Below are 11,913 nucleotides of genomic sequence, written 5' to 3'. Positions count from 1 at the left end.
TGAGAATTTCCTGAATGGCGGTCATTTAAACAAGGCGCCGCCAGCTCCTTGCATTGCTGCCGCCAGCTTTCCGTCAAACGTTGCCAGCACAGCTCCCGTTCGCAGCGCCAGATCCAGGTAAGTGGCGTCATATGCGCTCAGGCCATATGCCCGCGCAATCGCCATTACCTGATCCTGGCGGGTAGCGGGCATGACATTGTCAGTTGCGATTGGCAACTTGGCCAGTCGTGCCAGGTAGTCAAACGCCTGGGCTTCCGTAATGATCTTGCGTCGTTCGCCAACCAGCAGTGCGTTTGCAATTTCGGTATGCCAAAGTGAAGGCACCACGACTTCCATCTCTGCCGTAGCTTGCAATACCCGTTCCGCACAAGCCGCTTCATCCGGCTTTTCGCGCGCATAGATCCATGCCAGCGCGGTCGACGCATCGAGCACCAGGATCATCGACGGCCTTCAGAAATCATTTCGCTGATATCTTCGGCGCCCAGCCCCAGGACTTTCTTGAATGCCTGCATGGAAGCAACAGCGGCTTTGGCGTCATTCTGCGCAGAAGTTTCACTTGGGACGAGATCGGCAACCGGCTTACCCCTGACGGTAATGGTGTAGCGCTGCCCGTGCCCCACTCCGCGCAGCAATTCGGATAACTTGGCCTTGGCGTCGAAAGCGCCGATTTCCTGGAACATGGCAATCTCCCAATTAAACTAGTTCATTGACCTAGTTTATTACAAATCGCGAAAATCCGCATTTCCTTGCCATCCATATTGCCATTATGATCAGATTAAATTAATATTTTAATAATTATTTAGACCTTATCTTAGATGGAAATGCGAACCCAATTGAGTTTCACATAGCGATAAATTACACTCTCGCCTGCGTGACACAATCACGGCCATACCCGTTTCCGGCACCAACCCGCCGCAAACACGCGCATTACTGTCCTTAACCCTAGAACACCGGAAAACCATCACCCGCCCTACCCGGACGAGTGAATGCTATCCGCACGGAGCCAAAAGCATGAGCACCTTCATTTTTAATGAATTGAATTTCGACAACCACGAGCAAGTGGTCTTCGTCGCAGAAGAAAAATCCGGCCTCAGAGGCATCATCGCTGTCCACAACACCAACCTCGGCCCGGCCATGGGCGGTTGCCGCATGTGGGATTACGCCAGCGAAGCGGTCGCCGTCAACGATGTGCTGCGCCTGTCGCGCGGCATGACCTACAAGAATGCAGTCGCCGGCCTGCCTATCGGCGGCGGCAAGAGCGTGATCATCGGCAATCCGAAGAGCGCCAAGACACCTGCCCTGTTCGAAGCCATGGGCGAAGCCCTGGAGCGCCTGGGCGGCCGCTACATCACGGCGGAAGACGTCGGCACCAGCCCGGCCGACATGGCGCATATCGCCGCCAAGACAAAATATGTTGCCGGCCTCGGCGCCAGCGGCGATCCGTCGCCGTTCACCGCGCTCGGCTGTTTCGTCGGCGCGCAAGCCGCGGTCAAGCACTATCTGGGACGCGATTCGCTGGAAGGCCTGACGGTCGCCGTGCAAGGACTGGGCAATGTCGGCTACGACTATGCACGCCGCCTGCACGCCGCCGGCGCCAAGCTGGTGGTCACCGATATCGACCAGGCTGCGCTGGAACGCGCGCGCGCCGAATTCGGCGCCGAAGTGGTCGAAATCGACGCCATCTATGACGTGCAAGCCGACATCTACGCGCCGTGCGCACTGGGCGCCACGCTCAACCCGGCCACCCTGTCGCGCCTGAAAGCCAAGATCGTCGCCGGCGCCGCCAACAACCAGCTGGCCACGGCCGAAGTGGGCGAACTGCTGCGCCGCAAGGAAGTGCTGTACGTACCGGATTTCGTGATCAACGCCGGCGGCATCATCAAGGTCTGCTACGAGTATTACGACAAGCCGGAAGCCGATGTCGAAGCGCACGTGCGTGAAATCGGCGTGACCCTCGCCGAAATTTTCAGACGCGCCGATGCGGAAGGCTTGCCTACCAGCGTAGTGGCAGACAAGCTGGCGGAAGCTCGCTTCAAGCAATAAAACAAAAAAGGGCGGAACGCCAGAAGCTTCCGCCCTTCTTGCCTGCTGCCTGGCTACACCATCAAAACGCGTAACGCGCGCTCAATTCGACGCTGCGCGGCGCTCCCGGCAAAATGCCGATATCGTTGTTCGACGAAATGTAATAACGCTTGTCGAACAGGTTCTTCAGGTTCAACGCCAGGTTCCAGCCTTTCTGCGCCGGATGGTAATACGCCGCCAGGTCGGTGGTTACGAAGCCGGGAATCCTTACCGCATTGTCGATGCTGGCGTAATTCGCCCCGCGATAAGTCAGGCCGCCGCCCACCTGAATCCCGGGCAGCCACTGGTCCAGCGACTTCAAGGTCCACAAGCTGGCGGTATGGCGCGGCGCCTGGGCCAGGGTCTTGCCTTGCAACGGGGTCTGCGCTGCCGCCGACGCCAGCGGCGAGTTGACGGTGCCGACCGCCTTGGTCACCTTCGCATTCATGTACGAGTACCCGGCGATGATTTGCCAGCCCGGCGTCACTTCACCGGTAAAACTCAGCTCGACGCCTTTCGACTGCTGCTCGCCGACCGGGATCAGGTTGCTGGTATTGACCGGATCGGTGACCTTGATGTCGGTGCGCGTGAGCTGGTAGAGCGCGGCGGTGAACGATGCGCGGCCGTCGAATAGCTCGGTCTTGCTGCCGATTTCCAGGTTGCGCGTCTTTTCCGGCGCCAGCTGGGCATTGTTGGCCGCCAGCGGCGCGCTTTCGCTGGAGGGCTGGAACGACTTGCTGAACGAGGCGTAGTAGCTCTGCCAGTTGTTCGGCTGCCATACCACGCCGAAGCGCGGCGAGACCGCATTGTCGGTGCGCTGCAGGTCGCGGTTGCTTGGCAGCTGGTCGTCGTATTTCTGGCCGAAGCGGTCAAAGCGCAAGCCGACCAGGGTCTTGATGCTGGAAGTCCAGCTGGACAAGCTCTGCGCGTATACCGCCGCCGTGTCCTGGGTCGCCACGCCGCGGGTTTGCGGCGCGGTCTGCACCGTGAACGGCAGGTCTTTCAGGACCGGCGCAAACAGCGAGGTGGTGTACACATACGGCGCGGCGGTGGAATTATTGATCAGCTGGTATTTGTTCTGCTCGCCGACCTCAAGGCCGACCAGCACCTTGTGCGTGACATCGCCGAAATGCAGGTCGTGCGTCAGTTCGGTCTGGTTGAACCAGCCGTGTTCGTTGCGCCGGATATTGCCGCGCCCGAGCGTCACGGTCGGCGTCGCCAGCAGGTCGTTGACCGACATGATGCGGGTGTGGTTGCGGTCCAGCGTGTACTGGTAATAACGCAAGGTGTTGGTCAGCGCCGTGTCCTGGTCTATGCGCAGCTTGTATTGCGCGGTCGAAGCGCGCATGTCGGAAACCGTGTAATCGTTGGCGGCGGCATTGCGTGCGCCGTAGTACAAGGAAGGCGAGACGCTGGCCGGTGCGCCGCGGTAGCCAGGCACGCCAAAGTCGATGCTGCGGTCCTGGTGCTGGTAGTCGAACTGCAGCAGCAGGCTCTGGTTGCCGTCTTTCCACAGCAGGCTGGGCGACAGATCGCGGTTCTTCAGGTAACCCTGGTCGCGGTAGCCGCCGGAATCTTCCAGCGCGCCGTCGAGGCGGATCGCCACCGTATCGGAGACCGGCTGGTTGATGTTGAAATCGGTGCGGCGCAGGTAGTGGCTGCCCATGGTGACGCCGATCTCGCCGGATGGAGTAAACGTCGGCTTCTTGGTGATGCGGTTGATCAAGCCGCCCGAGGAACCGCGGCCGTACAATACCGCCGCCGGCCCCTTGATGACTTCGATGCGGTCGATGTTGTACAGGTCGCGGTAATACTGGGCGTCGTCGCGTACGCCGTCGAGGAAGATATCGTACAGCGCCGTAAACCCGCGGATCACGAACGCATCGCGCTGGCCGTCGCCGGTGGCCAGGCCGACGCCGGGAATGTTCTTCATCACGTCCTGCAGGCTGCGCGCGCCCTGGTCGCGGATCAGTTCTTGCGGAATCACGTTCACGGTCTGCGGCACATCGCGCAACGGCGCATCGATTTTCAGGCCGGTAGTGGTGTTGGCCGGCGCGTAATCGTCGCCGTGGGCGCGTTCGGCGGTGACATTGACGTCCGGCAGCTGCTGCTGGGCGAGAGCGATCTGGGATTTGACGCCGGCGACGACTGCGCAGGCGGAGGCGATGGCGCGCAAGCGCGTGGAGGTTTTCATGGTGAGCCAGTGGTGGATCTGCTTCACTGGCTTGCTTGCGTTGAAGCTGGCTGGCTATATGCAGTAATTAATGAGAATCATTATTATCCATCAGCAAGCCTGGTTTTAGCGAGGAAATCATGTCCATGATTTCCTCGCGTCAGGTTTTTACAACAGGCGGCCCAGGTTTTCCCTAAGCCTTGACGGCATCGAACGGCAATTTGCGCAATCGCTTGCCGGTCAAGGCGGCGACGGCATTGGCGATGGCGGGCGCAATCGGCGGCACCGGGGGCTCGCCGACCCCGGTCGGGGCATCGGCGCTGGGCACCACATGGATGTCGACCTGCGGACAGCTGGCCATGTACGCCGGCGTGTAATCGGAAAAATTGGATTGCTGCACCACGCCGTTTTTCAAGGTGATCTCATTGCCGGGCAAGGTGGTGGAGATGCCGAACACCACGCCGCCCTGGATCTGCGCTTCGATGGTGCGCGGATTGATCGCCATGTTGCAATGGACGCCGGCGGTCACCCGATGCACTTGCGGCTTGCCGTCTTTCAGCGACACTTCCACCACATAGGCAATCGAGGTATTGAAGCCGTGATGCACGGCGACGCCCCAGGCCTGGCCGGCCGGCAGCTTGCGCTTGCCGTAGCCGGAGCGGGCCACCGCCAGTTCCAGCGCCTGCTTGCTGCGCTTGGCCGACTTGTCGAACAGGCTGGCCCGGTATTCGACCGGATCGCGGCCGACCGACCTGGCGATTTCATCGACCAGGGTTTCCATCACAAACGCATTATGGCTATGGCCCACCGAGCGGTACCACAGCACCGGCACATTGGCCTTCATGTTGTGCACCGACAGCGCCAGGTTCGGAATTGCATAGTGCGACTCCAGCACCCCTTCAGTCATGGTGCTGTCGACGCCGTCCTTGACCATGGACGATTCGAACGGACTGCCGCCGAGGATCGACTGGCCGGCGATCACGTGCTCCCAGGCAGCGATCTTGCCATGCGCGTCGTAACCGATGCGCACCCGGTGCACATGCATCGGCCGGTAATATCCTCCCTTGATATCGTCCTCGCGCGCATACATGATCTTGACCGGCGTGCCGCGCATGGCCTTGGCCACATACGCGGCCTCCACCGCATTCTCGGATTCCGGCAAGGCGCGCCGGCCAAACGCGCCACCCGACATCATGGTGTTGAATTCGACCTTGGCCGGCGCCAGGCCCAGCACCTTGGCGATCGCTTCCCTGTCGTTTGACTGGAACTGCGAGCCGGCCCATACCGTGCAGGCGTCGCCGCTGAAATGCAGCGTCATGTTGAGCGGCTCCATCGGCGCATGCGCCAGATAGGGAAACTCGAAGATGGCGTCGATGATTTTGGGCGAAGCGGCCAGCGCCGAGACATCGGCCTTGGTTGCCGGCGTGCCGGGTTTCATCACCGCTTCCCGGTAGCTGGCGAACAGCTGTTCCGAACTGGGTTGCTCGACGCCGCTCACATCCCATTCGATGTTCAGCGCATCGCGCGCTTTCTTGGCGATCCAGTAGCCGTCCGCCACCACCACCACGCTCTGGCCGCCGCGGATGCCCGGAATCGTGAATATCTTGCGCACCCCGGGGATCGCCTTGGCCGCGCTGTCATCGAGCTTGCCGATCTTGGCGCCCCACGGCACGGCCCTGGCCAGCATCGCCACTTTCATGCCCGGCAGGTCGAGATCGATGCCGAATTTCTGCTGGCCGCTGGATTTGGCGGCCGTATCCAGCCGCGGCGTCGCCTTGCCGATGATGGTGAACTGCTTGGGATCCTTCAACTGCACCTTGTCCGGCACCGGCAACAGCATCGCCGCATTGGCGACCGAACCGTAGCTCAGGCGCTGGCCGCGCGGGCCGGTGATGACGCCTTTGGCGGTCTTGCAGCTGGCCGGATCGACCTTCCATTCGCTGGCGGCGGCAGCCACCAGCATGCTGCGCGCACGGGCGCCGACCTCGCGGTATTGCTGGAAACTGTGGGCGACGCTGGTGGAGCCGCCGACCATCTGCATGCCGAATACAGGATCGCGGAAAACATCCTCGCCCTTCGCCAGTTCGGCCCGCACATTGCTCCAGTCGCAATCGAGTTCCTCTGCCAGCAGCATCGGCAGCGCGGTCAGCGTGCCCTGGCCGATATCTGCCTTGGACACCTGCACCACCACGCTGTTGTCGGCGCCGACCCGCAGGAAGGCGTTAGGCTGGGAAATCTTGAGAGCGACAGCCTGGGCCTCGGCGATACGGCCCAGACCCGGGATAAAAAACCCCAGCACCAGGCCGGCGCCGCCGACGGCGGAAGTCTTCAGGAATTTGCGGCGCGATTGTTTCAGCGGCCGCGAATTGGCCACAAGAGATTCTAGGGACATGGCGACCTCCTTAGGCCAAAGATTTGGAAGCGTCCAGCACCGCCGCCTTGATGCGCTGGTAGGCGCCGCAGCGGCACAGGTTGCCGCCCATGGCGGCGACCACTTCAGCCTCGCTCGGATGGCGTTTCTTCTTGAGGAAATCGACCGCGGTCATCACCTGCCCGCTTTGGCAGTAGCCGCATTGCGGCACGTCATGCTTGATCCAGGCCACTTGCACCGCCTTGCCGACCGGATCGGCGGCGACTGCTTCTATGGTCGTCACCGCCTGCTGGCCGACCGCGGAAACAGGATAGGAACAGGAGCGCACCGCGTTGCCGCCGACATGCACGGTGCAGGCGCCGCAGGCAGCGATGCCGCAGCCGAATTTGCTGCCGGTCAGCTTGAGATTTTCGCGCAGCACCCACAGCAAGGGGGTATCCGCGGCGACGTCGACTTCCACGGTAAGGCCGTTCACCTGAAGACTCATCATTGCGATTTCTCCAAAAGGGTTGGGGCGGGATTCTTATACGTGTTTCATACAGCCATACGGTTGTTTCACTGAGCTGCTTCCCTACTATAAACAGCAAAATATCAAAAACAAAGCCACTTCACCGTTACACTGATATTTACCGAATTTGAAAGCAAGCAGCGGGGTGCGCAGAGCCGCCGCTGCGGCTAAACTATGCCCTACTATCTGACGAGATTACCATCATGAACTTATTCCTGCACCGGATCGCATCGCCCATCGGCGTCATCCTGCTGGTCACCGATAGCCAGGACCGCGTACGCGCGCTGGATTTCGAAGACTATGAGCCGCGCATGCGCAGCTTGCTGACTACTCACTACGGCCATTACGACTTGCAAGCCGCCACCGCGCCGTCCAGCGCGGAACCGGCGCTGCAGCGATATTTCGCCGGCGAGCTGGACGCGCTGAAAGACATCGAGGTCGCCACCAACGGCACCAGCTTCCAGCACCGCGTATGGGCCGCATTGCGCCAGATTCCGCCGGCGCGGATGACCACCTACGGCAAGCTCGCCCTGCAGCTGGGCGAGCACAATGGCGCCGCCCGTGCGGTGGGCAGCGCCAACGCCACCAACCCGATCGCCATCATCGTGCCCTGCCACCGGGTGGTGGGCGCCGACGGCAAGCTGACCGGTTTTGCCGGCGGCCTGGAACGCAAGGCCTGGCTGCTCGGCCATGAACGCGCCGAAGCCGGCGATCCGGAAAGCCTGCGCCTGCCTGGCTTTTAAAATCTAATGCGGCTTGTTAAACGGGATCGGCGCCTTGATATCGATCGGCACCGGCCTGTTCAATTGATTCAACGGGAATGATCGGCAGCGCTGCCGGGCGCCTTGCTCGGCAGCAGCCAGCGCGGCAAGCCGAGCGCGGTTTTCAGCAGGCAATGGCGGTAGCCCATCTGGCCGCTGATCAGGCCGGCAAAGTCGTGATTGATCTGCTGGTTGAGCACCAGGTGGGAAAAAGCAAGTTTCGGGAAACGGTAGATCAGGCGCGCCATCCATGCGGCGGCGCGCAGCTCGGGCAGCAACTCAAGGCGCAGCAGGCGGCTGTACAGCGCCGATTCGGCGCGCAGTCCGTCGGCGGCAATCGCCTTGGCGGCGATGGTTGCGCTCTTCAGCGCAAAATAAATGCCTTCGCCGAACAAGGCTTCGGCCAGGCCGGCCGCGTCTCCCAGCAGCCAGACCCGGCCGCGCTGGTACAGCTGGCGGCGGTTTTGCAGCGGAATGACATAACCCTGGTACTCGACCCGCGACGGCTGCTGCAAGCTGGCATATGCCGCGATGAAACGGTCCAGGTGCTGGCGCAACGCCGTACCGCCGAATGGTGAGTACACACCCACATTAAAGTGATCGCGCTTGGGGAAAATCCAGCCGTAGCCGCGCGGCATGCCGTCGAAATCGAACAGGGCGCGGTCGCCAAAGCGCTCCAGCGTTCCTGGCGCCGGCCACACCGTGGCTTCCATGGCCGGCACGTAAGCCACCAGGTCCTTGCCGAACAGCTTGTTGCGCACTGCGCTGGCGGCGCCATCGGCGGCCAGCAGCAAGCGGCAGCGCAACAGACCGCGGCTGGTGGTCACGCTGACTGCATCGGCCCCCTCGGTAGCATCGACAAACGCGGTTTCGGCCAGAAAACGCACGCCTTTGGCACAGGCGCGGTCAAGCAGCAATTGATCGAATTCGCTGCGCACCACGGTGCAAGCCGCCATCGGCTCCACTTCCTTGAGGATAGCGTCGCGGTTGCGGTAATTGAGGATGGCGCCGCCTATCGCCCGGTGCATCGCCGGCCCCAGGTCGAAACCGAGCAGGTCCATCGCTTTACGCGACAGGCCGCCGCCGCATACCTTGGCGCGCGGAAAAGCCTGCTTGTCGATAATCGTCACCCGCAAACCCTGCTCTGCCAGCAGGTAAGCCAGGTGCGAACCGGCCGGCCCGGCGCCGACCACCAGCACGTCGGCCACGGTGTCGTCAAAAGACATGGCAGCGCCGCCCCAGGCCATCCGGCCCGGCAAATCCGGAGCAATGATTTGCGGCCCGATTCGCAGTTCGACTTACAGCTCGACTTCTTGACGATTTCATCAGCAGCGCCTCGTGTCTGGATCGACGACCGGCCATGGCAATTCATCCTGTCCGGCGGAATCGCCAGCATAGCTGAAAACCGACATCCCGGTAGGCGCAGGCATGCCTCTTGCGAGCGGCGGATAGAGCTTTTCCTTTATCTTTTATATACGTTTCCGATTAGAAACATGCTAGTGTATTCGGCTGCTCAAGCGGCAGATAAAAAAACGTATGGAACAGGGACAATATTTCAACCGGCACAGGGAGTATCCATGAAAAGCGTTAAAAAAACAGAAGACAACACCATGCTGCAAAAACGCCGCACGCTGCTGACCGGCGGCCTGGTGGCGGGGCTGGCGGCGACGGCGCTGCCGTCGGAACTGCTGGCCAAGGACAGCAAGGCCGCCGGCCTGGCCCTCGACCGCGCCAAGTGGGGCACGCGCAACCATCAGCAGCTGCAAGCCCTGCTGGCGCGCAACGGCAACAGCAGCGCCGGCTACAATCCCAAGCGCCGGCCCTACGCGGTATTCGACTGGGACAACACCAGCATCATGAACGATACCGAAGAGGCGTTGCTCATGTACCAGATCAATACCCTGTCGTTCAAGCTGAGCCCGCAGGAAATGGGCGCCATCATCCGCCAGAACGTGCCGGCCGGACCGTTCGCCGCCGACTTCAAGAACGCCGCCGGCAAGGCAGTCGACCTGGAAGCCATCTGCAGCGATATCGATGACGACTACCAGTACCTGTATGACAACTATGAAAAATTGAATGGCAGCAGGAAGCTGGAAGAAATCCGCGAGACCGCCCAGTTCCAGGATTTTCGCGCCAAGCTGTATTACCTGTACGAAGCCGTCAACGAGACTTATGGCGTGAATGTCGGTTACCCCTGGGTGATCTATTTCTTCACAAATATGTCGGTAGCCGAAGTGCAGCAACTGGCCGAAGCCTCCAACGACCACAACCTCGGCCTGGGGCTGGTCAAGACCAAGTACACCAGCCCGGCAGCGCAGCCGGGCCAGGCAGGCATCGTCAGCGTGACGCACTTCCACGGGATCCGCCTGTGCACCGAGATTGCCACCTTGATGGACGCCCTGCAGCAGAGCGGGATCGACGTCTACGTCAGCTCCGCCTCGCTGGAAGACGTGGTGGCGGTGTTTGCGACGACGCCCAAATACGGCTACAACGTCAAGCGCGAACACGTGCTCGGGCTGCGTCTGGAAACCGCCAACGGCGTATTCGTCAACCGCTACAAGGCTGGCTGGCCGCTCAACTGGGGCCCGGGGAAAACCGAAGTCATCAAGAAAGAACTGGTCGCGGCCAAGGGTTACGGTCCGGTGTTTGTCGCCGGCGACAGCGACGGCGACTATGACATGCTGCGCGATTTCGCCGACACCCAGCTGGGCATGATCGTCAACCGCATGAAGAAGGGCAAGATCGGCGACCTCTCCAAACTGGCCGCCGACCAGATCCCGGCCAAATCGCCGCGCTTCCTGCTGCAAGGCCGCAATGAGCTGACCGGCAACTGGATGCCGTCGGAAGCCAGCATCAAGTACGGCAAGACCGGCGAAACGCTGCTCGGTTAAATCCGTTGCACTCCGGCTGCCAGCAAGCAGGCAGCCGGCTCCTGCGCTCACTCCCCATATCGAATCACTCGGCCGCCGCCCTGGCGCGGCCGATGCAGCCGTTTTCCATCACCACCCGCACTAAGCAGATAGGCATTTATGAAGAGATTACTGAAAACCGCACTTGTATTGTGTTCCATGCTCGCGTCCTGCGCTTTTGCCAAGGATGACGACGCTCCCCGCAAAATCACCATCGGCCTGATCGCCACCACCACCGCCGAAGATACCCAGAAGCGCTGGCAGCCGGTGATCGACGATTTTGCCAAATATACGAAAATGGAAGTGCGCACGGTGGTTTCCACCAACTACAGCGACATCCTGGCCGGCTTGAAATCGAACACCATCCAGGTCGCCTGGCTGAGCAGCAAGATCGCGCTGGAAGCGGTGGAAGACAACCAATCGACCATCTTTGCGCAGATGGTGAAGAAAGACGGTTCGCACGGCTACAACTCGGTGCTGATCACGCCGGCCAAGAGCCCGATCAAATCGTTCGAGGACATCCTGGCCAACAAGGGCGTCTACAGTTTCTACGACGGCGACAAGAGTTCGACTTCGGGTTACCTGGTGCCGGCCTACTATGCCTTCGCCAAGAACAAGGTGGAGCCGGAGCGGCTGTTCAGGAATATTACGGTCGGCAACCACAAGAAGAACCTGCAGGCGGTGATCGCCGGCCAGGTCGACGTCGCGACCAACAATACCGAAGAGCTGGAGCGCCTGAAAAAAGAGTCGCCCGAGCAGTTCAGCAAATTGCGGGTGGTCTGGTCGTCGCCCTTGATCCCGAACGATCCGCTGCTGTACCGCAAGGACCTGCCGGCCGCTTCCAAAGCCAGGATCGAGGATTTCTTCGTCACCTACGGCAAGCCGAAAAATCCTGCCAGCCAGCCCGACGTGCTGCAGAATATCCTCGACCTGTCCGGTTTCCAGCATTCCACCGACGCCCAGCTGAAGCCGATCGCCGACCTCACCATGTTCGGCCTGCTGCGCAACAACATGTACGACAGCAAACTGAGCACGGCGCAAAAACAAAAAGCTTTTGAAGAAATTACTGCGCGCTTCGGCAAATTGAGCATGGCGCTGGAAATGGCGCGCATCCGCTAAAACAACCCTCT

General features: G+C 61.0%; 10 protein-coding genes. 4 read left to right on the top strand and 6 right to left on the bottom strand.

Annotated elements, in window-relative coordinates; translation table 11 throughout:
* Window positions 1-21 precede the first annotated feature (21 nt).
* Window positions 22-441 (bottom strand): type II toxin-antitoxin system VapC family toxin, encoded by a 420-nt coding sequence (locus tag CFU_RS00970; RefSeq protein ID WP_014004188.1) that lies wholly within the window; start codon window positions 439-441, stop codon window positions 22-24.
* The gene (locus CFU_RS00965) at window positions 438-680 is read right to left on the bottom strand and encodes a type II toxin-antitoxin system Phd/YefM family antitoxin (protein WP_014004187.1); all 243 of its coding nucleotides are present in this window, start codon (window positions 678-680) and stop codon (window positions 438-440) included. Before CFU_RS00965 ends, CFU_RS00970 begins: the two co-directional genes overlap by 4 nt.
* A gap of 331 nt (window positions 681-1,011) precedes the next feature.
* On the opposite strand from CFU_RS00965, the gene CFU_RS00960 reads away from it, so the two are divergent.
* Window positions 1,012-2,043, top strand: a complete 1,032-nt coding sequence (locus CFU_RS00960) for a Glu/Leu/Phe/Val family dehydrogenase (RefSeq protein WP_014004186.1) — start codon at window positions 1,012-1,014, stop codon at window positions 2,041-2,043.
* Between the two features lie 61 nt (window positions 2,044-2,104).
* On the opposite strand, the gene CFU_RS00955 is transcribed toward CFU_RS00960, so the two are convergent.
* The 3 genes from CFU_RS00955 to CFU_RS00945 form a co-directional block, all read right to left on the bottom strand.
* The gene (locus tag CFU_RS00955) at window positions 2,105-4,255 is read right to left on the bottom strand and encodes a TonB-dependent receptor (protein WP_014004185.1); all 2,151 of its coding nucleotides are present in this window, start codon (window positions 4,253-4,255) and stop codon (window positions 2,105-2,107) included.
* A 172-nt stretch (window positions 4,256-4,427) separates the two neighbouring features.
* The gene (locus CFU_RS00950; protein ID WP_014004183.1) at window positions 4,428-6,626 is read right to left on the bottom strand and encodes a xanthine dehydrogenase family protein molybdopterin-binding subunit; all 2,199 of its coding nucleotides are present in this window, start codon (window positions 6,624-6,626) and stop codon (window positions 4,428-4,430) included.
* A 10-nt stretch (window positions 6,627-6,636) separates the two neighbouring features.
* Complete coding sequence (locus tag CFU_RS00945) at window positions 6,637-7,095, bottom strand: (2Fe-2S)-binding protein (RefSeq protein WP_014004182.1); 459 nt, start codon at window positions 7,093-7,095, stop codon at window positions 6,637-6,639.
* Window positions 7,096-7,316: 221 nt separating this feature from the next.
* On the opposite strand from CFU_RS00945, the gene CFU_RS00940 reads away from it, so the two are divergent.
* Window positions 7,317-7,856, top strand: coding sequence for a methylated-DNA--[protein]-cysteine S-methyltransferase (locus tag CFU_RS00940; protein ID WP_014004181.1), 540 nt, complete (start codon window positions 7,317-7,319; stop codon window positions 7,854-7,856).
* A gap of 68 nt (window positions 7,857-7,924) precedes the next feature.
* Here CFU_RS00940 and CFU_RS00935 read toward each other — a convergent pair whose 3' ends face one another.
* Entirely contained in the window at window positions 7,925-9,100 is a 1,176-nt protein-coding gene (locus tag CFU_RS00935) for a geranylgeranyl reductase family protein (protein WP_190275209.1), read from the bottom strand.
* A gap of 351 nt (window positions 9,101-9,451) precedes the next feature.
* Here CFU_RS00935 and CFU_RS00930 point away from each other — a divergent pair, with 351 nt between their 5' ends.
* Both CFU_RS00930 and phnD read left to right on the top strand, forming a co-directional pair.
* Window positions 9,452-10,765 (top strand): HAD family hydrolase, encoded by a 1,314-nt coding sequence (locus CFU_RS00930; RefSeq protein ID WP_041741035.1) that lies wholly within the window; start codon window positions 9,452-9,454, stop codon window positions 10,763-10,765.
* A gap of 177 nt (window positions 10,766-10,942) precedes the next feature.
* A complete protein-coding gene (gene phnD, locus CFU_RS00925) occupies window positions 10,943-11,902 on the top strand; it encodes a phosphate/phosphite/phosphonate ABC transporter substrate-binding protein (RefSeq protein WP_050808435.1) in 960 nt (319 codons plus the stop codon).
* Window positions 11,903-11,913 lie beyond the last annotated feature (11 nt).

Source organism: Collimonas fungivorans Ter331, assembly GCF_000221045.1.
Taxonomy (GTDB): Bacteria; Pseudomonadota; Gammaproteobacteria; order Burkholderiales; family Burkholderiaceae_D; genus Collimonas; species Collimonas fungivorans_A.
This window is presented reverse-complemented; position numbering and strand designations above follow the sequence as displayed.